We start from the raw sequence: 24,487 nt of genomic DNA, 5'->3' as shown, positions 1-24,487 counted from the left end.
CGGGGTGAGCGGTCCCTAGCGTCGAGGGGTCAGTCCGGCCCCGAGCAGAGGACCCCCCCGATGCGTGTGCGACAGCTCCTGATCAGCCTGGCCCTGGCGGGCCCCTTCGCGGCAGGAGCCCTCGGGCAGGCCGCCGCCACCGCCGCCACCGTTGCGACCACCGCAGGGGAGACCGGTCACGGCTACGGCGTCCGGCCGCAGAAGACCCACTTCGACCTGCAGGCCCACCGCGGCGGCATCGGCATGACGACCGAGGAGTCGCTCGAGGGCTTCGCCAAGGCCATGCGACTCGGTGTCACGACGCTCGAGCTCGACACGCAGGTCACCAGGGACGAGAAGGTCGTTGTCAACCACGACCGGCAGGTCAGCGCGACGAAGTGCCGCGACACCGCGCCGGTCACGCTGGGGGACCCGATGTACCCGTACGTCGGCAAGTACATCAAGGACCTCACCCTCGCCCAGGTGAAGTCGATGGACTGCGGCTACCAGCAGCTCCCGGGCTTTCCCGACCAGGAGCGGGTCGCCGGCTTCCGGATAATCGAGCTCAAGGACGTCCTCGACCTCGTCAAGGCCTACGACGCCAAGCAGGTCACCCTCAACATCGAGACCAAGGTCGAGGCGGGAGCCCCCGAGCAGACCGCCCCGCGTGACCTCTTCGTCCGCCGGGTCTACGAGGAGATCCACGCCTCCGGCATCGAGGACCAGGTCACCATCCAGTCCTTCGACTGGGGCGCGCTCAACGTCATGCACCGGCTCGCGCCGACGTGGCCGCTCGTCGCCCTGACCAACTACGACTTCCTTCAGGTCGGCAGGCCCGGCGCGTCGCCGTGGCTCGGTGGCGTCGACGCCGACGACTTCGGCGGTGACTACGTCGCGACGGCCGCTGCCGCTGTCCCCGGCCTGACGGCGCTCTCGCCCAACTACGGCTTCCCGCAGAACGGCACGGTGGCCGACCCCGGCTTCCGCTTCTACCCCGACCGAGCCATGGTCGAGTCGGCCCACGCCCGCGGCCTGAAGGTCATCCCGTGGACCTGCGACGACCCGGCGACGGTGAGCGCCCTCATCGACCTCGGCGTCGACGGTGTCATCACCGACTACCCCAACCGGGTCCGCCAGATCATGGTCGACCGGGGCATGCGCCTGCCCAAGGCGTACGCGCCCCGCTGAGCCCCACGGCATACACCACCTTCACGAATCCTCCACCACACCAGGAGTTCCCATGGTCGACCTCGACCGACGTCGCTTCCTCCGGATCGCCGGGGGAGCCGCGGCGGCGACGATGCTCAACGAGAGCATCGCGCGCGCTGCCTCCATCCCCGCCAACCGCGCGACCGGCTCGCTCAAGGACGTCGAGCACATCGTCGTCCTGATGCAGGAGAACCGGTCCTTCGAGCACTACCTCGGCAGCCTGCGCGGCGTCCGCGGCTTCGGCGACCCGCACCCCGCGCGCCTGCCCAGCGGCAAGAACGTGTGGCACCAGTCCGACGGCGCGCGCGACGTGCTGCCCTTCCATCCCACCGTCGACGACCTCGGTGCCGCGTTCCTCGAGGGCCTGCCGCACAGCTGGACGGACGGCCAGGCGGCGGTCAACAAGGGGCACTACGACGGGTGGGTGCCGGCCAAGGGCACGACGACGATGGCTCATCTGGAGCGTCAGGACGCGGCGTTCCACTACGCGCTCGCCGACGCCTTCACGGTGTGCGACGCCTACTACTGCTCCTTCATCGGCAACACCGACCCCAACCGCTACTACCTGTGGTCGGGGTGGACGGGCAACGACGGCAAGGGCGGCGGCCCCGTCCTCTACAACGACGAGCTCGGCTACGACTGGCGCACCTACCCGGAGCGGCTCGAGCAGGCCGGCGTCTCGTGGAAGGTCTACCAGGACGAGGGCACCGGCCTCGACGGCGCGGGCTCGTGGGGCTGGACGTCCGACCCCTACATCGGCAACTACGGCGACAACTCGCTGCTCTACTTCAACCGCTACCGCGACGCGAAGCCGGGAGATCCCTTCTACGAGAGGGCGCGTCGCGGCACGAGGGCCCGAGACGGACAGGACTACTTCGAGCTGCTCCGCCGCGACGTCGAGGCAGGCACCCTGCCGTCCGTCAGCTGGATCGCGGCGCCGGAGGCCTTCAGCGAGCACTCGAACTGGCCGACGAACTACGGGGCCTGGTACATCTCCAAGGTCCTCGACACCCTGACGTCGAACCCCGAGGTCTGGGCCAGGACGGTCCTGCTCATCACCTACGACGAGAACGACGGCTTCTTCGACCACCTCGTGCCGCCGCACCCGAACTCGCCCGTCATCCCCGGCGCGTCGACGGTCTCGACGGTGGACGAGTTCTATGACGGTGAGCACGGTCCAGGCGCCTACGGCATGGGCCCGCGCGTGCCGATGTTCGTCGTCTCGCCGTGGAGCACCGGCGGCTGGGTCAGCTCGGAGACGTTCGACCACACGTCGGTGATCCGGCTCATGGAGACACGCTTCGGGGTCAAGGAGCCCAACATCACCCCGTGGAGGCGCTCGGTCGCCGGCGACCTGACCTCGGCGTTCGACTTCGGGAAGATCGAAGAGAAGGTGCCAGCACTCCCGAGCACGACGAGCTGGAAGCCGTTCGACGACCAGCGTCACCCGTCGTACCGGCCCACGCCGCCCGCCGAGGCGTCCATGCCGTCGCAGGAGCCGGGCACGCGTCCTGCGCGCCCGACGCCGTACGCGCTCGAGGTGCGGGAGGTCGCCACGCGTGGCGCCGTCACCGTCGACCTCGAGAACCGCGGGCGCCGCGGCACGCACGTGCAGGCACGCCTGGTCGAGCCTGCGGGTGCGCCGCACAGCTACACCGTGGGCGCGGGCGACGAGCTGCGGGCGAGCTGGCCGGTCAGTGGGGAGTACGACATCCACCTGCACGGCCCGAACGGCTTCTTCCGACGCTTCGCCGGCGACACGCGGACCGACCGGGTGCGCGTCGAGGTCTCGAGGATCGGGCGCACGCAGCACCTGTCGGTGGCCGTCGAGGCGCCCCGCGGGGTGCGCGTCACGATCGACGACGCGTATGCCGGGACATCCGTCGTCGGGAAGCGGGCCTTCGTCGTCGACACCTCCGTCAACGGCGGGTGGTACGACCTGACCGTGGTCGCGCACGACGGCACGTTCCTGCGGGGACTGGCCGGTCACCTCGAGACGGGTCGCCCGTCCATCAGCGAGCCGGCCCTGGGGCGCACGGCCACGCGCTGACGCGGCCCGGCCCGCAGAGGGATCGTCCCGCCCCGCTCACCCGGCACGCCGTCTGGTGGGCGGGGCGGAGCCGGCCGGTGGCCGCAGCGGCGCGTGCGCGAGCTCGAGCATCCCCTCCTCGAACCCGATCCGGGCCCGCCACCCGAGCTCGGCCGCAGCGCGCTCCGAGCTGGCGGTGACGTGCCGCACGTCACCGCTGCGGTATCCGCCGGTGACGACCGGGGCGAGCCCGCCGGCAGCGGTGCTGAGCGCCGCGGCGAGCTCCCCGATCGTGTGCACGACGCCGCTGCCGACGTTGTAGGGGCGCATCGTCGCGGGCGGTCGCGACCCGGTGGCCTCGAGCGCCACGGCCACTGCGTCGGCCACGTCGCGCACGTGGACGAGGTCGCGGCGCTGCGCCCCGTCCTCGAGGACGAGCGGTGCGTCACCCCGTTCGACGGCCGACCGGAAGATGGAGGCGACACCCGCATACGGGGTGTTCATCGGCATCCGCGGACCGTAGACGTTGTGGAAGCGCAGGGCGATGGCGCTCCCACCGCAGGAGAGCGCCCAGGCCGTCGCGAGGTGCTCCTGGTGCAGCTTCGTGGCGGCATACACGTTCTGCGGGTCGAGCAGCGAGCCCTCGCCGACGAGCGTGGGCCGGAGCGCCCCACCGTCGACGCCTACGGGATCGAACCGTCCGGCCTCGAGGTCGACGCGGCGGCGCGGGCGCGGACGCACGACCGTGCCTGTCTCGTCGAGGTAGTCGCCGTCGCCGTAGACGACCATGGAGACGCCAGCACGAGACGCCGGACGTCGGCACGGGCCATCGCCCCGAGAAGCACGGCGGTGCCGGTTGCGTTGGTGTGCACGTAGTCCTCCGTGTCGGCGAAGTCGACGCCGAGGCCGACCTTGGCCGCCAGGTGCACGACGCGGTCACAGCCCACGAGGGCGCCCGCGACGTCGCGCGTCGAGGTGGTGTCACCCACGACGACCTCGACGCCGCGGAGCCCCCGGAGCGGGCTGAGGTCCGGCGCCGGTCCGTGCACGTCGGGTCGCAGCGAGTCCAGGACGCGCACCCGGTGACCGTCGCGGACGAGGGCCTCCACGACGTGCGACCCGATGAACCCCGCGCCCCCCGTGACGAGCGTGGTCATGCGAGCACCTCCTCGTGCGCGACGGCGCGCGGCGTGCCGGCGCGGCGTCTCAGGAGCCATCCGGCCACGACGACCACGACGGCGAGAGGGACCACGCCGCGCATCACCGCGACCTCCGGGACGAGCAGGTGGGCGGTCATGACGACGGGGACCACGAACCACTCCCAGCGGCCGGTGAGGGCGATGAAGGGCACGAGCACGAGCGCGTACCACGGGTAGGGCGAGCTCAGGACGAGGAGCATGGCGCCCGCACCGACGAGCTGCGCGGTCCACGGGTCGTCGGGGTCGGCGAGGCGCCACTGGGCCACGGCGACGACGACGAGGGCGACGACCGACACGGCGGAGGCGGCCGGCCCCGGCACGACGAGGTTCGCCAGGGTGAAGCCGTCACCGCTCTCGTATCCCTGCTCCCGCAGGTAGCCCGGCAGGTAGCCGAGCACGGCCCCGCCCGAGACGAGCACGAACGGGACGTAGACCACGACGAACGTCACCGCTGCGGCGGTGACCACCTTGACCGGGCTGAGGCGGACGAGGGGCAGGGCTGCCGTGCCGGGCACGAACTTGACCGCAGCGGCGAGCCCGAGCAGCACCCCGACGAGAACGGGACGTCGTGTCGCCGGCCCGGGGTCAGCCCGGCCCGTGCGGCCCGGCACGACCACGAGGGCAGCCGCCGCGAGAGTGGCGCCCACGACGAGCGCCACGCCGAGCGCGTCGACGTGGGAGTTCGTGACCGCCTCCGAGGCCACGAACGGGCACCACCCCCACCACGCCGCCCGGCACGGGTCGAGCCCGCGGCGGGACAGCAGGCGCATCACCATGAGCGTGACCGCCACGACGAGGACCAGGCCGGCCAGCTGCATCGGCCACCACGTCGCGCTCGGAGGGACTGCGCCGCGCACGAGCGCGAACCAGCCCTGCGCGACCGGCGGGTAGATGGTCGGGACGGACGGGCGGTTCAAGGTCGTGCAGAGCATGTCTCCGTCCGGGACGCTGCGCGTCGTGACGACGCGCGAGCCCGCGCAGCGCGCCGTGCCGTCGGACGCGGCCGTCGCCGGTGGGAAGAGCCAGGGCTCGCGCACCCCGTCCAGGGCGTCGGAGACGGGCGCGTGGGCGTACGGCGAGATGCCCGCGTCGCTCACGATCCCGTCCCAGGCGTAGCGGGCCGAGTCGGTGCTGGTGTTCGGCGGGCCGGCCATGGCGGCGACGCCGATGGCCACCGTGCCGAGCACCACGAGCGCGGCCGCATGCCGCCGGGGCAGCCCCCGCTGGGACCACCACGCCACCGCGAAGAGGACCCAGGCGACCGCGGTCCACCCGAGCAGGGGCAGCGCGTCGGCCCCGTCGAAGATCGACTCGGCCGCGATGAGCCGGGACGTCACGACGGCGAGCGCGACGAGCGTCAGGGTGGTCAGGGCGGTTCTCACCCGACCGATCATGCCGACGTCGGCGCCGCCGGAACGCTTCCGCACCAACGGCGTTCGCACTTCGTAAGAAGTCCGTCATGGTCGTGGCGGAGCTCGCACCCGACGCTGGAGAGCGTGAACCGACTCACGCAGAACATCGACGACCTCGTCGTCCCACGGCTGGAAGCCGTCCGCCGCGGGCTCGACTCGCCGGCGCGCACGACCCGGAACGCGGTCGTCATCGGGCGGCTCCTCGGAGCCGACCTGGTGGTCGTCCTGCTCACGGGGATGTGGAGCCACGTCGTGCAGGAGCCGCCGACGTGGCTCACGCTGCCGACGCGTCCGGCCGGCCTCTACCAGTGGACGCAGGGCGCGCACGTCCTTCTCGGCACCATGATGCTGCCCCTCGTGCTCGCCAAGCTGTGGGTGGTCTACCCGAGGCTCTTCGAGTGGCCTCCGGTCACCTCCCTGCCCGGTGCCGTCGAGCGGCTGTCGGTGGCGCTGCTCGTGTCGACCAGCCTCCTCCAGCCGGTGATCGGCCTCGTCAACACCTTCCAGTGGTACCCGTGGCCGTTCCCGTTCCGGCAGACGCACTACGCGCTCGCCTGGGTGATGGCTGGAGCGGTGCTCCTCCATGTCGCGGTGAAGCTGCCGCTGATCGTGACCCACTGGCGTGCGGGAGGTGGATCCCGTTGAGGCGCCGAGAGATCGATGCCTCGAAGTCAGCCGACCAGGTGTCGCGGCGCACGTTGCTCACGTCCACGGGCCTCGGAGTCGCAGCGCTGGGTCTGCTCGGCGCCGGACAGACCGTCGGCTGGCTCGAGCCCCTGGCCCGGGTCGTCCCGCGGGACCGGAACGTCGGGCCGCAGGGCGTGCCCGTCAACCGCACCGCGGCGCAGGCCAGGGTCACCACCGCCGCGATCGACCCCGGGTGGCGGCTGCTCGTGCGCACCCCGACGTCGAGCACCTCCTTCTCGCGGGAGAGCCTGCTGGCCATGCCGCAGTCGCGCTCGGCGCTGCCGATCGCCTGCGTGGAGGGCTGGAGCGCCGACGGCGTGTGGGACGGCGTCGCGCTGCGGGACCTGCTCGTCGCGGCCGGTGCCTCGCCGGGGTCGCGCCTGCGCCTGACGAGCCTCGAGCGGGACGGCGCCTACCGGGTCACCGAGATGCCGGGGGAGTATGCCGCCGACCCCCTGACGCTCGTCGCGCTCGCCCTCGGGGGCCGACCCCTCCACGTGGAGCACGGCTACCCGGCACGGGTCATCGCACCCGGACGTCCCGGGGTGCTCCAGACCAAGTGGCTCTCCTCGATCGAGGTGCTGTGATGCGAGCCGTCCGGGTGCTCCTCGTGGTGGTCGGTGCGGGCCTCGTCGCCGTCGGGGTGGCCGAGGCCCTCGCGCACCTCACCGTCGGGCAGCTCGGGGGCCTCGGTGTCTGGCTGGCCGGTGCCATCGTCGTGCACGACGCACTGGTGGCGCCGGCGACCGCAGTCGTGTCGCGGATGATCGAGCGGGGCGGTCGCGCCCTGTCGCCTGCCTCTCGTGGCATCCTGCGCGTCGGTCTCGTCGTGGGCTCCGTGCTGACCCTCGTGCTGGTCCCCGGTGTCGTGGCCCAGGGTCGAGGCACCTCCAACCCCACGGTCCTCACCCACGACTACGCGGTGACGCTCGGCGTCGTCTGGGCTGTGGTCGCTGTGGTCGCTGTGGTCACTGTCGCGAGTGTGCTTGTGTTGCAGCGTCGTTCGGACGTTCGCGGTTCGTAAGGACTTCGCAACACCGTTGCCCGTGCCGGCCTCCTAGCGTCAGTGACGTGCATCCGACGTCAGCCAGCAACGTCCTCGTCGACATCATCCTCCCGTGCCTCGACGAGGCCCGGGCCCTGCCCGCGGTGCTCGCTGCCGTGCCGACCGGTTGTCGTGCGGTCGTCGTCGACAACGGTTCGACGGACGGCAGCGCGGCCATCGCGGCGCGGCTCGGCGCCCTGGTCGTCAGCGAGCCCCAGCGTGGCTACGGAGCGGCGGCCCACGCCGGTCTGTGCGCGGCCACCGCGCCGCTGGTGGCCTTCTGCGACGCCGACGGCTCGCTCGACCTGGCGGACGTGACCCGGCTGGCCAGGAGGGTCGTGGCCGGCGACGCGGACCTCGTCCTCGGACGGCGTCGCCCGGTCTCGGGTGGGGCGTGGCCCCTGCACGCACGGCTCGCCAACCGCGAGCTCGCGCGGAGGATCCGGCGCCGGACCGGACTGGTCCTCGCGGACCTGGGCCCGCTGCGGGTCGGTCGGCGCGAGGCCCTCCTGGGTCTCGGACTCACCGACCGGCGCAGCGGCTACCCGCTCGAGACGGTGCTGCGGGCGCAGGCGGCCGGGTGGCGCATCCGCGAGGAGGACGTGGCCTATGCGCCCCGGGTCGGGCGCTCGAAGGTGACGGGCACGGTCCGGGGCAGCCTCCAGGTGGTCCTCGACATGTCGCGCTTGCTCGCGGAGACGGCACGATGACGACGCTCGCGGTCGTGGCCAAGGAGTGCGTGCCCGGTCGGGTGAAGACCCGGCTGTGCCCGCCCCTGACCCCGGCGCACGCCGCGCTCGTCGCACGGGCAGCCCTGACGGACACCCTCAACGCGGTGCGTCGTGCCGGAGGCCGCCCGCTCCTCTATCTCGACGGAGTCGAGACAGACTGCGCTGCAGACGGTTTCGAGGTGATGACGCAGTGTGATGGGCCGCTCGACGTGCGTCTGGCCCATCTGCTCGACGCGTGCGAGGGGCCGACGGTGCTCATCGGGATGGACACCCCGCAGGTCGACGCGCGGCTGCTCCGTCGGCTTGCGTCCGAGCCGTGGCCCGACGACGTCGACGCCTGGTTCGGGGCGGCGGCCGACGGCGGCTTCTGGCTGCTCGGGCTGCGGGAGCCGACGGGCGACGTCGTGCGCGGTGTCCCGATGTCCCTCGCGTCGACGGGGGACGAGGTGCGCGGCCGTCTCGACGCGGCCGGCCTGAGGACCCGCGACGTCCCCGTCCTCGTCGACGTCGACACGGCGGCCGAGGCCGTCGCGGTCGCTGCTGCGGCGCCGCGGAGCCGGTTCGCGGCCCAGTGGCACGCCTCGATCGCCGAGCTCTCCGAGACCGCCGAGCTCGCCGGCGCTGCTCGGGCCACTCCCGGGTCCGTGCCGGCGGCGCCTCCCGCCGCGGTGGCGTCATGAGGCTCTCCGTGAGCGCCGCGGTGACGACGGCGTCGCAGGAGCCGGTGGAGGCCACGGCCCACCCTGGGACGGGGCCGGCAGAAGGCCGCACCGTCCACTTCGGTCACGGGGGAGCCCTGCCCTACGAGGTCGCGCTGGCTCTCGGCATCGGCACACTGCTCCTGCGGCCGCGGGATGCGCCGGGGGTGACGCCCTGGGTCGTCGAGGTGGCCCGCTACCTCGACGACGCGGACCGCGTCGACCGCCTGCTGCTGCGGCGGACGTCCGGCTCCGTGCTCGACGTCGGCTCCGGCCCGGGACGCATGGTGGCCGAGGCCCGTCGGCGCGGCCGGGTCGCGCTCGGCATCGACGTCTCCCCGGCCGCCGTCGCGGTGGCCCGTGCCGCCGGACGGCCGGTCGAGCACTGCTCGGTCTTCGACGACGTGCCCGGGGAGGGCGGTTGGGGGACGACGCTCCTGCTCGACGGGAACATCGGGATCGGCGGTGACCCGGAGGTGCTGCTCGCCCGGTGCGCCGAGCTCACTGCCCCAGGCGGCATCGTGGTCGTCGAGAGCGACCTCGACCCCGAGCGTGACCACCGTTTCGCCGCAGTGCTCGTCGCAGCGGATGGCTCGGGCAGTGCTGCCTTCCCGTGGGCGGTGGCCGGCTCACGAGTCGTCGAGTCCGTCGCGAGGACGGTCGGTCTGGCTCCGCACGGACGGCTGAGGCGCGGTGGTCGGCACTTCGTCCTCCTGCGTCGCGGCGACGCACGGCAGTGACCGTGCCGAGCACGTGGGCCACATGTGTCAGGTGGGCCACGTGGGTCAGGTGGCCAGGTCGGGCGCTGCTCGCCGTGGCGCTGGTCGTCGCGACGATCGTGGCGGTCCGTGGTGGGCACGTCGACCTCGAGGTCTACGAGCGTGCCGGTGAGCGCTGGCTCTCGGGTCTCGACCCGTATGCCGTGCGTCCGGAGTACCCCTTCACCTACCCGCCGTTCGCCGCCGTCCTCGCCGCCGCTGTGACGCTGGCGCCGTCGCTCAGCCTCGTGGTGCTCGGGGTGACCACCGCCGGAGCGGCCGCCTGGGCGGCGCAGACCGTCTGGCTGTCCGACCCCGACCCTGCGGACGGCGCCGACGGGGGAGCGGTCCTCGCGACGGCCCGCGCCGACCGCCTCCCCGTGGTCCTGGCCCTCGCCGTCGGCAGCGAGCCGGTGCTGCGTGGGCTGCACCTCGGCCAGGTGAACGGCGTCGTCGTCGGGCTCGTGCTCGTCGACCTGCTCGTGGTCCCGGCGCGTCACCGGGGCTGGCTCACCGGGCTGGCCGCGGGGCTGAAGCTGACGCCGCTGGTCTTCGGGTTGCACCTCGCGGTGCGTCGGGAGGGCCGCGCACTGGCCCACCTGGCTCTCGGCTTCGTCCTCACGGTCGTGATCGGGCTGGTGGCGCTGCCGCGGTCGGCCGTCCGCTTCTGGAGCGAGCTCGTCGTCAGGGCCGACCGGGTCGGCGACCCCGGCTACGTGGACAACCAGAGCCTCCTCGGAGCCGCGACCCGAGCCGTGCCCGGAGCGGCGGTCCCGGTGTGGGTCGTGGCCGGCGTGGTCGTGCTCGGGCTTGCGGTGGTGGCCATGGTCCGGCGACGCAGGCGGCCTCCCGTCGAGGGGGTCGTCGTCGCCGGCCTGGCCGGTCTCCTCGTCTCCCCGATCTCGTGGTCGCACCACTGGCTGCTGCTCCCCGCGGCGGGCCTGCTCTGCTGGCGCGAGGGCGCACGGCTGCTGGCCGGCGTGACGGTCGTGGTGGCCGTCACCGCACCGCACTGGTCCACGGCGCTCACCGGGCTGCCAGGCCCGGTCGGGCAGCTCGCGGCGAGCTCGGTCACCGTGGTGGGCGTCGCGTGCCTGGCCGCCCTCGCCCGGCCCGCACCCGCACCCGCACCGACGGCGGGCCGGCCGGTGGCTCAGGCCCGACGGGGCCGCCGCTCCGGTGAGCTCGTGACGGCCGACCGGATGCCGATCTGGGAGAAGACCAGGGCCGTGGCGGCGACGACGGCGAGCAGCACGAGGCCCACGCCGTACTGCGGCAGCAGCTTCTCGTACGTCGCGCCGAGCACGAGCGGTGGGAAGTAGCCACCGAGGCCGCCCGCCGCGCCGACGAGGCCGGTGACGCTGCCGACCCGCTCGGCCGGCGCCGCCTTGGCCACCCAGGCGAAGACCCCTCCGGTGCCCAGGCCGAGGAAGAACGCGATGGCCACGAAGGAGATCCCGGCGGGCAGCTCGAGCGGGGGCCGGAGCGCGAGCACGACCGCGAGGACCGTGGTGCCGGCGAGCGAGATGGCGAGCACCCGGCGCGGGCCGATGCGGTCGCTGAGGCTGCCGCCGAGCGGGCGGGCCAGCACCGCCGCGATGGCGAAGCCTGCCGTGCGGGTGCCGGCTGCCGTGAGGTCGAAGGAGTAGACGTCCTTGAGGTAGGTCGGCAGGTACGTCGAGAAGGCGACGAACCCACCGAACGCGACGGCATACAGGAACGACATCTGCCAGGTGATCGGCAGGCGCAGCGCTGCGGCGAGCTTGGGCACGACGGGGTCGGTGTTGGGGTGCCAGACCGGCGAGTTGCGCATCCACGTCCAGCAGATCGCGGCGGTCGCCGCCAGCGCGACGGCGAGGATGACGTGCGTCGTCGTGTAGCCGAACCACGTCACGAACCGCGGGGTGAAGAAGGCCGACAGGGCGGTGCCACCCATGCCGGCGCCGAACACGCCGGTCGCGAAGCCGCGCCGGTCGGCGCGGAACCACGCGTTGACGAAGGGGATGCCCACCGCGAACGTCGTGCCCGCGATGCCGAGGAAGAAGCCGAAGACGAGCATGAGCGGGAAGGAGTGCGCGTTGCCCGCGACGGCGACGAGCAGCACGAACGGGATGCTCGCCAGGGTCAGCAGGGGGAACATGACGCGGCCGCCGAAGCGGTCGGTCAGCGCCCCGACCGGGATGCGCCCGACCGAGCCGACGAGCACGGGAGTCGCGACGAGCAGCGCCTTCTGGCTGCTGCTCAGGCCCATCTGGCCGGTGTAGCGCACCCCGAGCGGGCCGATGATGTTCCAGGCCCAGAACGTGATGGTGAAGGCGAAGAGGGCGAGCGCGAGGTTGCGGGTCTGGCCGGACAGGTCGGGTTCGGCGTCCGCGCGGGGGCTGGCCGCGGTCTGGCTCATGGTGGCTCCTGGTGGTGGGTCGGGCCGCTCAGCGGCGAGGGTCGCGGTCTGTCGTGCCGACGCCGCTCCAGCCGGGACGGCTCGCTCGGTTGCCGGAGGTCTGGCGGTCGCGGGACCGGTAGACGATGTAGGGACGGAAGAGGTAGTGCAGCGGCGCCGTGAAGGCGTGCACGAGCCGCGTGAAGGGCCACAGCGCGAAGAGCAGCATCCCGACGATCGCGTGGATGTGGAACTGGATCGGTGCCGCGGCCATCGAGGCGACGTCGGGCCGGAGCAGGAAGACCGACCGGAACCACGGCGAGACCGTCTCGCGGTAGTTGTGCGCCTCGCTGCCGGCCCCGACGCTGACGAGCGTCGTCCAGAGGCCGAGGACGATCGCACCGACGAGCAGGACGTACATCAGCTTGTCGTTCCGCGTCGTCGCCATGAAGACGGGCCCGGTCGTGCGGCGCCGGTAGACGAGGATGAGGATGCCGGCGAGCGTGCACACCCCGGCGATGCCGCCGAAGAGCAGGGCGTTGAAGTGGTAGAGCCCTTCGCTGACCCCGACGGCGTCGGTCCACGACTCCGGTATGACGAGACCTCCGACGTGCCCGAAGAAGACGAGCAGGATGCCGAAGTGGAAGAGCGGCGACCCGATGCGCAGGAGCCGCGACTCGTAGAGCTGCGACGAGCGGGTCGTCCAGCCGAATTTGTCGTAGCGGTAGCGCCACACCGTGCCGCCGACGAGGCTGGCGACGCACAGGTAGGGGAGCACGCCCCACAGGAAGGTGTTCATGACGGCGCCCCTGACGTCGAAGCCGACGGGATCGGTTGCAGCGGAAGCAGTCTCGGGTCGTAGGGCTCCAGCCCCACGGACTCGCTCGGGTGCGGTCCCGTCATCCCGACCATCTCCATGACGGCCGCGCGGTCCGCCGGGGAGTCCCCGGGAAGGGTTGCGCACACGGCGACGACGGCACCGGCATACGGACTCTGCCTCTCCTGCAACGCGATCCGCAGCAGCTCGAGGCTCGCGCGGTAGTCCTGGAGGATGGTGCGACCCGCGTCGGCGTCCACCCGAGCGGCGAACTCGAGCACCATCGGGAGGTAGTCGGGCAGCTCACCGTGCGTGTCGACGACGGCTCCACTGCTGCGGTATGCCGTCTTGAACCGTCCCAGCACCTCGCCGCGTCGGCGGGTGTCCCCGTCGGTCCAGTAGGACAGGTAGAGGGCATGCTTGCGACTGAGGTCGAAGGTGTCGACGTAGGTGCGCTGGACGTCGGCGAGCGGCCCAGAGCCCAGGTGGTCGAGGACCTCGGCGAGCGGTGTGGTGGCTGGGGAGGGCCCCCGCTCGGCCAGCGCCCGCCGCATGGCCGGGACCTCGGCGACGAGCTCGGCGGTCGGGTAGTCGAGGCAGCGACCGGCCACGAGGTGCACGACCCGGTCGTCGGCGACCGGCGCTGCCCGGCGTCGCAGCCCGATCACGACGCGTCCCCGGTGCGGCCGCCGTCGCTGCCGTTCGCGCTGCCGTCGGGGAAGAGCCCGGGAGGGGCGCCGCGACCGTCCCAGTTGAGCAGGTTGACGCGGCCGCGCAGCTCGCCGGAGGCCGTGGTCGGAGTCGTCGAATCGGACGTCTGGCGCTGCTTCAGCGCGTTGAACGTCTCGACCGCGACGGGCGCCGGCCGGCCGCTCGCCTCACCGAACGGACCCGACTCGTACATCCCCGGACCCTCGTCGAAGTCGAGCGAGCAACCGATCTCCTCGAGCTCGTGCGCGCGCTCGACGTGGGCGGTCGGGATGACGTAGCGCTCGTCGTACTTCGCGATCGCCATGAGGCGGTACATCTCGTACAGCGTCTCCTCGTCGAGGCCCACGGCCGCCGGGATCGACGGGTCCCCGTCGCGCCCCAGTGCGACGTCGCGCATGTAGGCGCGCATCGCGGCGAGCTTGCGGAGCACGTCCGTGACGATGTCGGTGCGCCCGGCGGTGAAGAGCTCGGCGAGGTAGTCGACGGGGATCCGGAGCGCCTCGATCGCTCCGAAGAGCACGCCCCGGTCCTCGGCGTCATGTCCTTGCGCCGCAAGGAGATCCACGACCGGAGAGAGTGGCGGGACGTACCAGACCATCGGCATGGTGCGGTACTCCGGGTGCAGCGGGAGGGCGACGCGGTACTTCTTGGCGAGGGCGTAGACCGGTGACCTCCGCGCAGCGTCCATCCAGTCGTCGGGTATGCCGTCGCGCCGGGCGGCCGCGATGACCTCGGGGTCGCTCGGGTCGAGCAGGAGGTCGAGCTGCGCCTCGTAGAGGTCAGCCTCGTCGGGGGTCGCGGCTGCCGCGGTGACGCGGTCGGCGTCGTAGAGGAAGAGCCCGAGGTAGCGCAGCCGGCCGACGCACGTCTCGGAGCAGACGGTGGGCAGGCCGACCTCGACGCGCGGGTAGCAGAAGGTGCACTTCTCGGCCTTGCCGCTCTTGTGGTTGAAGTAGATCTTCTTGTACGGGCAGCCGGTGATGCACTGGCGCCAGCCGCGGCACCGGTCCTGGTCGACGAGGACGATGCCGTCCTCCTCGCGCTTGTAGATCGCGCCGGACGGGCACGAGGCCATGCACGAGGGGTTGAGGCAGTGCTCGCAGATGCGGGGGAGGTAGAACATGAACGTCTGCTCGAGCTCGAAGCGGACCTTCTCCTCGGACTCGCGGCGCACGGAGTCGTTGAGCTTGGCGACGATCGGGTCGAGGTGGCCCATCTCGCTCGTGCCGCCGAGGTTGTCGTCCCAGTTCGCCGACCACGTGATCTTCGTGTTCTCACCGGTGATGAGCGACTTGGGCCGCGCGACGGGGAAGTCGTCGCCGAGGGGTGCCTCGACGAGGGTCTGGTAGTCGTAGGTCCACGGCTCGTAGTAGTCCGCCAGCTTGGGCTGCACCGGGCTCGCGAAGATGCCGAGGAGCTTCTGCACGCGGCCGCCGGCCTTGAGCTTCAGGCTTCCCCGATGGGTGAGCGTCCACCCGCCCTTCCACGTCTCCTGGTCCTCGTAGCGGCGCGGGTAGCCCTGACCGGGACGCGTCTCGACGTTGTTGAACCAGACGTACTCGGTGCCGGCGCGGTTGGTCCACGCCTGCTTGCACGTGACCGAGCAGGTGTGGCACCCGATGCACTTGTCGAGGTTCATCACCATGCCCATCTGGGCCATGACTCGCATCAGTAGGTCACCTCCTGGGAGCGCTTGCGGACCGTGGAGACCATGTCGCGCTGGTTGCCGGTCGGTCCGAGGTAGTTGAACGTGTAGGACAGCTGGGCGTAGCCGCCGATGAGGTGGGTCGGCTTGACGAGCAACCGCGTCACCGAGTTGTGGATGCCGCCCCGGCGCCCCGTGGCCTCGGACTTCGGGACGTCGATGGTGCGCTCCTGGGCGTGGTGGACGTAGACGACGCCCTCGGGCATGCGGTGGCTGACGATCGCGCGTCCGACGAGCACGCCGTTGTCGTTGACGCACTCGACCCAGTCGTTGTCGGCGACGTCGATGGAGCCGGCGTCCTGCGGGCTCATCCAGACGGCGGGGCCTCCGCGCGAGAGCGAGAGCATGAGCAGGTTGTCCTGGTACTCGGAGTGGATCGACCACTTGGAGTGGGGCGTCAGGTAGCGGACCGTCACCTGCTTGCCGCCGTCGGGTCCGAGCCTCGGCTCGCCGAAGAGTCGGTGCATGTCGAGCGGTGGCCGGTAGATCGGCAGCGCCTCGCCGACGTCCTGCATCCAGTCGTGGTCGAGGTAGAAGTGCATGCGGCCGGTGAGGGTGTGGAAGGGCTTGAGCCGCTCGATGTTGACGGTGAACGGCGCGTAGCGCCGGCCGCCGGTCTCGGACCCGGACCACTCGGGCGAGGTGATCACCGGCACCGGCTGGACCTGCGTGTCCGCGAAGGTGATCCGCTTCTCCTCGGACCCCTCGGCGAGGTCGACGAGCTTCTTGCCGACGCGCTCCTCGAGGCTGCGGAAGCCCTGCACCGCCAGGTGCCCGTTCGTCGTGCCGGAGAAGGTGAGGATCGCCTCGGCCAGCTTGGCGTCCGTGTCGATCGCCGGGCGGCCGTTGCCGGCGCCACCCAGCATGACACCGTTCTTGGCCGCGAGCCGGCCCACCTCCTCCTCGACGCGGTACGTGACGTTCTTGACCGTGAAACCGAGCGTGTCGGCGAGCGGTCCCACGGAGGCGAGCTTCTCGGCGATGGCCGTGTAGTCGCGCTCGACGAGCTGGAAGACAGGCATCGTCTTGCCCGGGGTGCCGGGCTGCCCGGTGGTGCGCCAGTCGACCGCGCGCCCTCCGGGCTGGGCGGTCTCGCCGACAGTGTCGTGCATGAGTGGCACGCTGACGAGGTCCTTGCGCACGCCGAGGTGGGTGCGTGCGAGGTCCGAGAGCTTCTCCGCGAGCAGGTGGAAGAGCTCGAAGTCGCTCTTGGCCTCCCACGGCGGGTCGATGGCCGGGGTGAACGCGTGCACGAACGGGTGCATGTCGGTCGAGCTGAGGTCGTGCTTCTCGTACCACGTCGCCGCGGGCAGCACGATGTCCGACAGGAGCGTCGTCGAGGTCATGCGGAAGTCGGCCGACAGCAGCAGGTCGAGCTTGCCCTCAGGCGCCTCGTCGTGCCACTTCACCTCGGACGGCCTTGGTGCGTTGGGGTTCTCGCTGCCCATGACGTTGTGGTGCGTGCCGAGCAGGTTGCGCAGGAAGTACTCGTTGCCCTTGGCCGAGGAGCCCATGAGGTTGCTGCGCCAGAGCACCAGCGTGCGCGGCCAGTTCTCGGGGGCGTCGACGTCCTCGACGGCCGAGGTGAGCGAGCCGTCGTGCAGGGCACCGGCCACGTATGCCGCGGGGCTGGCGGCGGTGCCCGCGTCGACGGCGGCCTGGGCGTCCTCGGCCACCTGGAGCGGGTTGGTGCCGAACTGCGGGTAGAAGGGCATCCACCCCATCCGCGCGGACTGCGCGATGGTGTCTGCCGTGTGCTTGCCGGCCAGGTGGCCCTTGGCGAGAGGGGAGTTCAGCGAGTCGGCCGAGTAGCCGTCGTTGCGCCACTGGTCGGTGTGCATGTACCAGTACGACGTTCCCGTCATGGTGCGTGGCGGCCGTCCCCAGTCGAGCGCGTTCGCCAGCGAGATCCAGCCGGTGATGGGCCGGCACTTCTCCTGGCCGACGTAGTGCGCCCAACCGCCGCCGTTGCGGCCCATGCAGCCGGTGAGGACGAGCAGCGAGAGGATCGCGCGGTAGGTCGCGTCACCGTGGAACCACTGGCAGATGCCGGCACCCATGATGATCATCGAGCGGCCCTGTGACTGCTCGGAGTTCGTCGCGAACTCGCGCGCGATGCGGATGCACTGCTCGGCGGGGACGCCTGTCACCTCGGCCTGCCACGCCGGCGTGTAGGGCGTGGTCACGTCGTCGTAGCCAGTCGGCCACGCGCCCGGCAGACCCGGCCGCTCGACGCCGTACTGGGCGAGCATGAGGTCGTAGACGGTCGTCACGAGGTGGCCGCCGACGCGGCGGGCGGGTACGCCCCGGCGCAGCACCGAGCCGGTGCCGTCGGGTTCGACGAAGGCCGGGAGCAGCACCTCGACGGGTTCGGTGTCGCCTCCGGCCATGGTGAGCGCCGGCGTGACGCCCTCGAGGTCGAGGTTCCACCGGCCCTTGCCGGAGTCCGCGTAGCGGAAGCCCATCGAGCCGTTGGGCACGACCGGCTGACCGGTCGTGCCGTCGAGCAGCACCGTCTTCCAGGCATCCTCGTCGGCGACCGTGGCGCCGTCGGCCGCGAGGTCGGCGGCGGTGAGGAACTTGCCGGGCACGAACGCGCCGGCGCCCGCGTCACCCGGCGCGGCGGCATACTCACCCTCGGCGTCCTCGAGACGGATGAGGAAGGGCAGGTCGCTGTAGGTGCGCACGTAGTCGGTGAAGAAGTCGACCTCGCGGTCGACGAAGAACTCCTTGAGCAGCACGTGTCCCATCGCCATGGCGAGCGCCGCGTCGGTGCCGGCCTGGGCGGGCATCCACTCGTCGGCGAACTTCGTGTTGTCGGCGTAGTCAGGACTGACCGTGACGACCTTGGTGCCGCGGTAGCGCACCTCCGCCATCCAGTGCGCGTCGGGCGTGCGGGTGACGGGGACGTTGGAGCCCCACATCATGAGGTAGGTCGCGTCCCACCAGTCGCCCGACTCGGGGACGTCGGTCTGGTCGCCGAAGACCTGCGGGCTCGCGACGGGCAGGTCGGCGTACCAGTCGTAGAAGCTCGTCATGACGCCGCCGATGAGCTGGATGAAACGCGTGCCCACGCAGTGCGACACCATCGACATGGCCGGGATCGGTGAGAAGCCGGCGACCCGGTCGGGGCCGTACTCCTTGATGGTGTGCACGTGGGCAGCGGCGGCGATCTCGACGGCCTCTCCCCACGAGGCGCGCACGAGTCCGCCCTTGCCGCGAGCGCTCTGGTAGCGCCGGCGCTTCTCCGGGTCGGTCGTGATCTCGTGCCAGGCCGCGACCGGGTCGCCGAGTCGCGCCTTGGCCTCGCGGTACATCTCGAGCAGGACGCCCCGCACGTAGGGATAGCGCACGCGCGTGGGGGAGTAGGTGTACCAGGAGAAGGCCGCGCCGCGGGGACAGCCGCGGGGCTCGTACTCCGGTCGGTCCGGGCCGACAGAGGGGTAGTCGGTCTGCTGCGTCTCCCAGGTGATGATCCCGTCCTTGACGTAGACCTTCCACGAGCAGGAGCCGGTGCAGTTGACGCCGTGGGTCGACCGGACGACCTTGTCGTGGCTCCACCGGTCGCGGTAGAAGACGTCGCCGGCGCGGCCACCCTCACGGAAGACGGCGCGGCCGTCGTCGGACTCCTCCCACCGCGTGAAGAACCGTCCGGTCTTGAGCAGTGCCGCCGAAGCCGGGCCGTCGACACCCCCGGACGCCTGCGCTGGGCTGGAACGGTAGGCGGCACTCACGGGCGCTCCCACGGTCGGACGGTGAGGTGGGACTGGGGGCGCACGGATCCTCCAAATCGGCGACGGAGATCGTCCAAACGATCGGTTGCACTGCGCTCGAGGAAAGGCGCAGTGCCGCCGCCCGCTGCTCGAACTGGGCCTCACGCTACTGCTGCGAGGGCGGTTCGGCGCGGCAAACACGGGGGCAGAACGCCGTTTTTGGCCCTGGCGGCTCGAGTTTGCCAGGTCGTCGCTATCCTCCAAATCAACGAAATGGAGAGTGCGTGCCAGAGAACGACAGTGACGTCATGGCGTCATCGACCCGCAGAGCCGTCCTCGAGCTGCTGCAGGATGCCCAGCTACGACCGGACCCCGGAGTCACAGCGGCCGAGGTGGGGGACGCGCTGGGCCTGCACGTGACGACGGCGCGGTTCCACCTCGAGCGGATGGTGACCGCCGGCATCGTCGTGACGGCCGAGAGGCGAGGGTCCGTGGGGCGTCCGCGGAAGATCTACCTCGCGGCCGAGGCTGGGACCGCACCGCTCGCGAGCCCCGAGGCGCTGCAGGCCTTCACCGAGCTGCTCACGAGTGCGTATGCCGGTGCGGCGGACGGGTCGCCGGTCGACCCCGAGCAGGCCGGGCGGCGATGGGTCGAGGAGCGGAGCACGGCGCCGGCGCCGCCGTCGGCAGCGAGCGCCGGAGCCTGGCTCGGCAAGGTCGGGATGGCTGTGGACCTGCTCGACGAGTGGGGCTATCGGCCCGAGCTGCGCACCACGGGCCGCGGTCGCACCGTCGAGCTGACCCTGCAGGAGTGCCCCTTCCTGACCATGGCCAAGGCGCACCCGGACGTCGTCTGCGGCATCCACCGCGGCCTCATCCGCGGCACCATGGCGACGGTCGGCGAGGAGGCCGCCGAAGTGGACCTGCAGCCCTTCGTCACCGAACGCACCTGCCTGGCCAGGCTGACGACGACGGCCGACTTCCGCCGCGACGCCCTGTCCTGAGCCAGCCCCCGGCTCCGACCGCTCGTACGGGTCGTCGGGTGGGTATGGCGGTGGTGTGAAGGAACTGCCCCAGCCCGCCCCGTCCTGCTCGCAGGACGGCATCGACGTGGCGGTGGCGATCGACCTCGTCATGCTCGAGCGGGGACTCAGCGCCGACGAGGCCTACGAGCTCATGCGGGTGGGCGCCGAGAGGACCGGGCGCGACCTGCGCTCCGTGGCGAGCGACGTCATCGACCTCGGGACCTCTCGCCTGCCGCGCTGACCCTCCTGCCCTGAGGCGGCACACCGGCAGCGCCACGAGCCAGTCCCGTGTCCGCGGCCGCACGGCACACGACCACGTCTCGAGCGACATGCTCCACCGCCCCGACAGGAGCCAGGGCTGTCGACGTCAGGCGTCGACGTCAGGCGTCGACGTCAGGCGTCGAGGTCAGGCGGCGAGCTCAGGCGGTGGGGTCGAGGCCCCGTGTGGACGGCACGAGCAGCCGCCGCACCGCAAGGCGGCTCACGAGCAGGGTGAGGATGAGCGCCGTCACCGGCACGAAGCTCCCGAGGCTGACCCGGTCGCCGAAGACGAGGTCGACGAGCTCGAGCACGACGAACTGCTGCCGACCAGGACGCCCCAGAGCAGCAGCCCCGCCACCACCTTGCCCAGCGGGGTCCGGGCCGCCGTGAAACGCGCCCGCGCACGCTTCTTGATGCGGACGACGACCTCGAGAACGCCCTTGAGCAGCACCGCCGTGAGCAGCGAGAGCGTGAACGTCTCGCTGATGACCGAGGGGAGGTACTCGACGAAGAGGCCCAGCACCACGACGTAGACGAGGACGTCCACGAGGTCGGGCGCCCAGCGGCTCATCGCGGTGGGAGTCGAGTCGTCCTGGGTCGCCACCGGGGTCACTCTAGGGCGACCGCGAGGACCAGGCCGTGACATCGCGTCGACCGGCTCGTTGAGTCAGGGCAATCCGTGGCCGTCCGCACGACGAACCACGGACGAACGAGCACGAAACCGCACGAAGCACCACCACGCGCAGGCCAGCCTCCACCCCCGGCACCCCGGCCCCGCGTGACCGTTCCGAGAAGGGACTCCTGTCGATGACGACAACCTCTGGCCACCCGCATGCCGAAAACGCCGCCCGAGAGTCGGGCTCGCCGCCCGGTGGAGTGTCGCGGAGGAGGTTCATCGGCTTCGTCGTCGCCGGTGCCACCCTCACGGTCGCGGCGGAGATCGGGGGCGCGGAGCCCGCGTCGGCCGCGGTCCCCAGCGTCCCGCAGGTGCCCGAGCTCTACGACCTCGGCGACCTGCAGACGCACTCGGCCCTGCCGACCTCGCAGCTGATCCGCATCACCGTCGACGACCACGGGCTGGCCCACTTCGCCATCCCACGCATGGAGGTCGGCCAGGGCATCACCACCGCTGCGGCGATGATCATCGCCGAGGAGCTGTCCATGCGGGTCGAGGACGTCCGCGTGACGCTGGCGCCGGCCCGACCGGAGCTCGTCTTCAACCAGCTCACGGGCGGCTCCAACACGATGCAGTCGATGTTCACGCCGATCCGCGTCGCGGCCGCCGTGGCCCGGGGCGCGCTCCTGCAGGCCGCGGCCACCGAGCTCGGTGCGACCGTGGCCTCGCTCGTGGCCAAGGGCGGCGTCGTCACCGCTCCCGACGGCAGCAGTCGGACGTATGCCGAGCTGTCGGGCGCCGCTGCGAGCTCGACGACCACGGCCGTCGACGTCGAGCTGTCCCCGACGAGCTCGTTCGACGTCGTCGGCACTCCCCGCAGCAGGGTCGACGCGCTCGAGGCCGTGACCGGTCGCAAGCGCTTCACGATGGACCTCGACGTGCCCGACGCGCTGCCGACGATGGTCTGCCGCCCTCCGACGCTCAACGGCTCGCCGCGCAGCATCGACAACCTCGCTGCTGTCCAGGGCATGCCGGGGGTCACCGACGTCGTCGCCGTCGACACCGGCGTCGCCGTGCGCGCAGCGACGTTCGGCCAGTGCATCGACGCCGTGCGGGCGCTGCGCGTCACGTGGGCCGGAGGAACGGTCGAGGGGGAGTCGGACGACTCGGTGCTTGCTCGTCTCAAGGCCGCGGAGCTGCCGATGGCCGTGCCCAAGGTGCCGCTGCTGACCCAGACCGTCGACATGAGGTTCGAGTTCATGTTCCGCAGCAGTGCGGCCCTCGAGCCGAACTGCGCGATCGCGGACGTCCGTGACGACCGCGCGACCGTGTGGGCCGGACTCAAGGCGCCGATCGTCGCCCAGCGCAACATCGCCAAGGCGCTCGGCCTGCCGATCGCGAAGGTCGACGTCAACGTCGTCACGGGCGGAGGGTCCTTCGGGCACAAGCTCTTCGGCGACGCGGCCATCGAGGCCGCGAAGATCTCGAGGGCGATGCGCAAGCCCGTCAAGCTCCTGTGGCACCGGGCGGACGAGCCTCGCCAGGGGCGTACGCACCCGATGGCGACGTCGCGCATCCGCGCCACGCTGCTCGCGGGCGAGGTGCTCACCTTCGAGCAGCGGCACACGAGCATCAAGACCGACTTCTCGCACGGGCTCGGCGAGCGGCTCACGGCGATGGCCTCCGAGCTGCCGGCCGGTCTGGGCAACCTCGGCCTCGCCGAGTCGATCTTCACCCTGACCCAGGAGCTGCCCTACGACTTCGGCGTCGTGACCCAGCTGCTCAGCGAGGTCGACATGGGCTTCAACACCGGCAGCATGCGCAACATCTACTCGCCCGACGTCGCCTGTGCCAACGAGCTGTTCATCGACCAGCTCGCCAGGAAGGTGCGCAAGGACCCGCTCGCCTTCCGCCTCGCGTTCCTGCGCAACGAGCGCGTCAAGGCGTGTCTGCGCAAGGTCGCCGAGGTCGGGCAGTGGGGCCGGTCGATGCCGGCCGGCACCGCCCAGGGGATCGCGATCCACTCCGAGTACAAGGGCGCGACGGCGGTCCTCGTCGAGATCGACTGCCGTCCCGAGACGGTGGGGCGGCAGATCCGCGACGCCGTCACGGGACCCCGGGTCACCAAGGCGGTCATCGCCGTCGACGCGGGACTCGTCGTCAACCCCCGCGGCCTGGAGGCGCAGATGATGGGCGGGGTGTCTGACGGCATCGCCCTCGCGCTGACGAGCAGCAACCACCTCCAGGACGGCCACTTCCTCGAGGCGAGCTGGGACAACTACTTCTACACCCGCCAGTGGAACGTGCCGCCGAGCTTCGAGTGCATCGTCATGCCCTCGGATGCGCAGCTGCCCGGCGGGGCGGGGGAGGCCGGCGTCGCCGCCTCCGTCGCCGCGACGGCCTGCGCCTTCGCCCGGGCGACCGGCACCGTCCCGACCCGGTTCCCGATCAACCACGGGACGGTGTCGTTCACCCCCAAGACCTTCGTCCCGCCGGTGCCGCCGTCGCCCACCGACGGCCTGACCCACACCTACTGAGGAGCATCTCCATGGCACAGCACACCTTCCGGGTGAACGGCGAGGCCGTCACGGTCGACGTCGCCGACGACGTCAGGCTCCTCTGGGTCCTGCGCGACGTCCTCGGCATCACCGGACCGAAGTACGGCTGCGGGATCAACGTCTGCAAGGCCTGCACCTCGCACATCAACGGCAAGGCCTTCAACCCCTGCTCGGTGCAGGTCAAGGACGTGGGCCCGGACGACGAGATCACGACGATCGAAGGCCTCCCCGACACGGTCGGCGCCGACCTGCACCCCATGCAGGAGGCGTGGCTCGAGCGGGACGTCGCCCAGTGCGGCTACTGCCAGCCGGGCCAGATCATGGCTGCGGTCGCCCTCGTGCGCAAGGTGCGGGCCGAGGGTCGCCAGATCACCGACGAGGACCTGGACGGCATCCGCAACGTCTGTCGGTGCGGCACCTACAACCGCATCCGGGAGGCGGTCCGGGACGGCGCGGCCCGAATGTAGCCGACGTCTGAAGGGCCTCCCAGCAATACCGTCGCGATACCGTGGCTTGCACGTTCCTTGAGACTTTCTTGCAGAAATCGGGCATTAAGGATCATTGGGCCGAATGGGGCTGGTACACCTGTACCTGGCAGACCGGCCGCAGCGACGAGCCGGCCACCGCGACCAGGGAGACCTCGATGAGCGCAATGACGCCGAGCGACGACGAGACGATCGCCACGGTGATGACGGGGACCGAGCGAGCCGCCATGCTCGAGCGTCTCGTGCAGGCCTGCACGACGAGCGTCGTCGCACCGGTCGGGGCCTCGCGGAACCGGGCAGGGCACTCCACGCGTTCACTGGTCATGTGGCGCTGCCCGTGACGAGTCGCCGCGTCGTCCGCTGAGCCCCATCCCGAGCACCCCGCCGACCGCGGCGCCCCGCCCACGATCTGAGGGCATGGCCACCCGAACGCGGTCGGCGGGGCTCGGTGCGTCCGGGGCCGGACGAC

The 24,487-nt window shown here is 71.6% G+C and carries 22 protein-coding genes and 1 pseudogene; 13 read left to right on the top strand and 10 right to left on the bottom strand.

The features are described 5' to 3' along the window. Window positions 1–60: 60 nt before the first annotated feature. A complete protein-coding gene (locus tag U5C87_RS17055; RefSeq protein WP_330473688.1) occupies window positions 61–1,167 on the top strand; it encodes a glycerophosphodiester phosphodiesterase family protein in 1,107 nt (368 codons plus the stop codon). Window positions 1,168–1,219: 52 nt separating this feature from the next. After that, on the top strand, window positions 1,220–3,238 hold the full coding sequence (locus tag U5C87_RS17050; RefSeq protein WP_330473687.1) for a phosphocholine-specific phospholipase C: 2,019 nt from the start codon (window positions 1,220–1,222) through the stop codon (window positions 3,236–3,238). 36 nt (window positions 3,239–3,274) lie between these two features. Here U5C87_RS17050 and U5C87_RS17045 read toward each other — a convergent pair whose 3' ends face one another. The 3 genes from U5C87_RS17045 to U5C87_RS17035 are packed head-to-tail and all read right to left on the bottom strand — an operon-like array spanning window position 3,275 to window position 5,798. Further along, window positions 3,275–4,006: an NAD-dependent epimerase/dehydratase family protein gene (locus tag U5C87_RS17045; protein ID WP_330473686.1), complete on the bottom strand. Its 732-nt coding sequence runs from the start codon at window positions 4,004–4,006 to the stop codon at window positions 3,275–3,277. Then, window positions 3,901–4,374 (bottom strand): NAD-dependent epimerase/dehydratase family protein, encoded by a 474-nt coding sequence (locus U5C87_RS17040; RefSeq protein WP_330473685.1) that lies wholly within the window; start codon window positions 4,372–4,374, stop codon window positions 3,901–3,903. Before U5C87_RS17040 ends, U5C87_RS17045 begins: the two co-directional genes overlap by 106 nt. Then, a complete protein-coding gene (locus U5C87_RS17035) occupies window positions 4,371–5,798 on the bottom strand; it encodes a glycosyltransferase 87 family protein (protein ID WP_330473684.1) in 1,428 nt (475 codons plus the stop codon). The genes U5C87_RS17040 and U5C87_RS17035 overlap by 4 nt, the downstream gene beginning before the upstream one ends. A gap of 114 nt (window positions 5,799–5,912) precedes the next feature. Between U5C87_RS17035 and U5C87_RS17030 the strand changes: the two genes are divergently transcribed. The 7 genes and pseudogenes from U5C87_RS17030 to U5C87_RS17000 all read left to right on the top strand — a co-directional run. Next, entirely contained in the window at window positions 5,913–6,473 is a 561-nt protein-coding gene (locus U5C87_RS17030; protein ID WP_330473683.1) for a hypothetical protein, read from the top strand. Beyond that, window positions 6,470–7,102, top strand: coding sequence for a molybdopterin-dependent oxidoreductase (locus U5C87_RS17025; RefSeq protein ID WP_330473682.1), 633 nt, complete (start codon window positions 6,470–6,472; stop codon window positions 7,100–7,102). The genes U5C87_RS17030 and U5C87_RS17025 overlap by 4 nt, the downstream gene beginning before the upstream one ends. Further along, a complete protein-coding gene (locus U5C87_RS17020; RefSeq protein ID WP_330473681.1) occupies window positions 7,102–7,539 on the top strand; it encodes a hypothetical protein in 438 nt (145 codons plus the stop codon). Before U5C87_RS17025 ends, U5C87_RS17020 begins: the two co-directional genes overlap by 1 nt. Window positions 7,540–7,586: 47 nt before the next feature. Next, window positions 7,587–8,270: a glycosyltransferase family 2 protein gene (locus U5C87_RS17015; protein WP_330473680.1), complete on the top strand. Its 684-nt coding sequence runs from the start codon at window positions 7,587–7,589 to the stop codon at window positions 8,268–8,270. After that, entirely contained in the window at window positions 8,267–8,971 is a 705-nt protein-coding gene (locus U5C87_RS17010; protein WP_330473679.1) for a TIGR04282 family arsenosugar biosynthesis glycosyltransferase, read from the top strand. Before U5C87_RS17015 ends, U5C87_RS17010 begins: the two co-directional genes overlap by 4 nt. Further along, the gene (locus U5C87_RS17005; RefSeq protein ID WP_330473678.1) at window positions 8,968–9,729 is read left to right on the top strand and encodes a class I SAM-dependent methyltransferase; all 762 of its coding nucleotides are present in this window, start codon (window positions 8,968–8,970) and stop codon (window positions 9,727–9,729) included. Before U5C87_RS17010 ends, U5C87_RS17005 begins: the two co-directional genes overlap by 4 nt. After that, window positions 9,726–10,586: pseudogene (locus U5C87_RS17000) on the top strand (glycosyltransferase 87 family protein); the annotation flags it as partial. The gene U5C87_RS17005 and the pseudogene U5C87_RS17000, both read left to right, overlap by 4 nt. 314 nt (window positions 10,587–10,900) lie before the next feature. On the opposite strand, the gene U5C87_RS16995 reads toward U5C87_RS17000, so the two are convergent. The 5 genes from U5C87_RS16995 to U5C87_RS16975 are packed head-to-tail and all read right to left on the bottom strand — an operon-like array spanning window position 10,901 to window position 19,094. Then, window positions 10,901–12,148: an MFS transporter gene (locus U5C87_RS16995; protein WP_330473677.1), complete on the bottom strand. Its 1,248-nt coding sequence runs from the start codon at window positions 12,146–12,148 to the stop codon at window positions 10,901–10,903. Window positions 12,149–12,176: 28 nt separating this feature from the next. Next, window positions 12,177–12,926, bottom strand: a complete 750-nt coding sequence (gene narI, locus U5C87_RS16990; protein WP_330473676.1) for a respiratory nitrate reductase subunit gamma — start codon at window positions 12,924–12,926, stop codon at window positions 12,177–12,179. Further along, entirely contained in the window at window positions 12,923–13,612 is a 690-nt protein-coding gene (gene narJ, locus U5C87_RS16985) for a nitrate reductase molybdenum cofactor assembly chaperone (RefSeq protein ID WP_330473675.1), read from the bottom strand. The genes narI and narJ overlap by 4 nt, the downstream gene beginning before the upstream one ends. Then, window positions 13,609–15,324 (bottom strand): nitrate reductase subunit beta, encoded by a 1,716-nt coding sequence (narH, locus tag U5C87_RS16980; RefSeq protein WP_330473674.1) that lies wholly within the window; start codon window positions 15,322–15,324, stop codon window positions 13,609–13,611. The genes narJ and narH overlap by 4 nt, the downstream gene beginning before the upstream one ends. Further along, entirely contained in the window at window positions 15,324–19,094 is a 3,771-nt protein-coding gene (locus U5C87_RS16975; protein ID WP_330473673.1) for a nitrate reductase subunit alpha, read from the bottom strand. Before U5C87_RS16975 ends, narH begins: the two co-directional genes overlap by 1 nt. Window positions 19,095–19,381: 287 nt before the next feature. Between U5C87_RS16975 and U5C87_RS16970 the strand changes: the two genes are divergently transcribed. Then, window positions 19,382–20,077 carry a helix-turn-helix transcriptional regulator gene (locus U5C87_RS16970; protein ID WP_330473672.1) on the top strand — a complete coding sequence of 232 codons (696 nt, stop codon included), beginning with the start codon at window positions 19,382–19,384 and terminating at the stop codon, window positions 20,075–20,077. A 55-nt stretch (window positions 20,078–20,132) separates the two neighbouring features. Continuing rightward, on the top strand, window positions 20,133–20,339 hold the full coding sequence (locus U5C87_RS16965) for an ANTAR domain-containing protein (RefSeq protein WP_030146373.1): 207 nt from the start codon (window positions 20,133–20,135) through the stop codon (window positions 20,337–20,339). Between the two features lie 267 nt (window positions 20,340–20,606). Here U5C87_RS16965 and U5C87_RS16960 read toward each other — a convergent pair whose 3' ends face one another. Then, window positions 20,607–20,963, bottom strand: coding sequence for a hypothetical protein (locus U5C87_RS16960; RefSeq protein WP_330473671.1), 357 nt, complete (start codon window positions 20,961–20,963; stop codon window positions 20,607–20,609). Window positions 20,964–21,235: 272 nt separating this feature from the next. On the opposite strand from U5C87_RS16960, the gene U5C87_RS16955 reads away from it, so the two are divergent. Together U5C87_RS16955 and U5C87_RS16950 are read left to right on the top strand one after the other, a co-directional pair. Next, window positions 21,236–23,512 carry a molybdopterin cofactor-binding domain-containing protein gene (locus U5C87_RS16955; protein WP_330473670.1) on the top strand — a complete coding sequence of 759 codons (2,277 nt, stop codon included), beginning with the start codon at window positions 21,236–21,238 and terminating at the stop codon, window positions 23,510–23,512. Between the two features lie 11 nt (window positions 23,513–23,523). Beyond that, a complete protein-coding gene (locus U5C87_RS16950) occupies window positions 23,524–24,000 on the top strand; it encodes a (2Fe-2S)-binding protein (RefSeq protein ID WP_330473669.1) in 477 nt (158 codons plus the stop codon). A 91-nt stretch (window positions 24,001–24,091) separates the two neighbouring features. On the opposite strand, the gene U5C87_RS16945 is transcribed toward U5C87_RS16950, so the two are convergent. Next, window positions 24,092–24,343 (bottom strand): hypothetical protein, encoded by a 252-nt coding sequence (locus U5C87_RS16945; protein ID WP_330473668.1) that lies wholly within the window; start codon window positions 24,341–24,343, stop codon window positions 24,092–24,094. Between the last annotated feature and the right edge of the window lie 144 nt (window positions 24,344–24,487).

It is taken from the genome of Terrabacter sp. C0L_2 (assembly GCF_036352015.1).
Taxonomy (GTDB): domain Bacteria; phylum Actinomycetota; class Actinomycetes; order Actinomycetales; family Dermatophilaceae; genus Terrabacter; species Terrabacter tumescens.
The sequence above is the reverse complement of the archived record's forward strand: the minus strand, read 5'-3'. Positions and strand labels throughout refer to the sequence as shown.

What these genes read in the sequence shown, in the direction of transcription:
- U5C87_RS17055 (WP_330473688.1), top strand. Translation starts at nt 61, where the DNA reads ATGCGTGTGCGACAGCTCCTGATCAGCCTGGCCCTGGCGGGCCCCTTC.
- narH (WP_330473674.1), bottom strand. Translation starts at nt 15,324, where the DNA reads ATGCGAGTCATGGCCCAGATGGGCATGGTGATGAACCTCGACAAGTGC.
- U5C87_RS16945 (WP_330473668.1), bottom strand. Translation starts at nt 24,343, where the DNA reads ATGACCAGTGAACGCGTGGAGTGCCCTGCCCGGTTCCGCGAGGCCCCG.
- U5C87_RS17010 (WP_330473679.1), top strand. Translation starts at nt 8,267, where the DNA reads ATGACGACGCTCGCGGTCGTGGCCAAGGAGTGCGTGCCCGGTCGGGTG.
- U5C87_RS17045 (WP_330473686.1), bottom strand. Translation starts at nt 4,006, where the DNA reads ATGGTCGTCTACGGCGACGGCGACTACCTCGACGAGACAGGCACGGTC.
- U5C87_RS16995 (WP_330473677.1), bottom strand. Translation starts at nt 12,148, where the DNA reads ATGAGCCAGACCGCGGCCAGCCCCCGCGCGGACGCCGAACCCGACCTG.
- U5C87_RS17005 (WP_330473678.1), top strand. Translation starts at nt 8,968, where the DNA reads ATGAGGCTCTCCGTGAGCGCCGCGGTGACGACGGCGTCGCAGGAGCCG.
- U5C87_RS16970 (WP_330473672.1), top strand. Translation starts at nt 19,382, where the DNA reads ATGGCGTCATCGACCCGCAGAGCCGTCCTCGAGCTGCTGCAGGATGCC.
- U5C87_RS17020 (WP_330473681.1), top strand. Translation starts at nt 7,102, where the DNA reads ATGCGAGCCGTCCGGGTGCTCCTCGTGGTGGTCGGTGCGGGCCTCGTC.
- U5C87_RS16950 (WP_330473669.1), top strand. Translation starts at nt 23,524, where the DNA reads ATGGCACAGCACACCTTCCGGGTGAACGGCGAGGCCGTCACGGTCGAC.
- U5C87_RS17040 (WP_330473685.1), bottom strand. Translation starts at nt 4,374, where the DNA reads ATGACCACGCTCGTCACGGGGGGCGCGGGGTTCATCGGGTCGCACGTC.
- narI (WP_330473676.1), bottom strand. Translation starts at nt 12,926, where the DNA reads ATGAACACCTTCCTGTGGGGCGTGCTCCCCTACCTGTGCGTCGCCAGC.
- U5C87_RS17050 (WP_330473687.1), top strand. Translation starts at nt 1,220, where the DNA reads ATGGTCGACCTCGACCGACGTCGCTTCCTCCGGATCGCCGGGGGAGCC.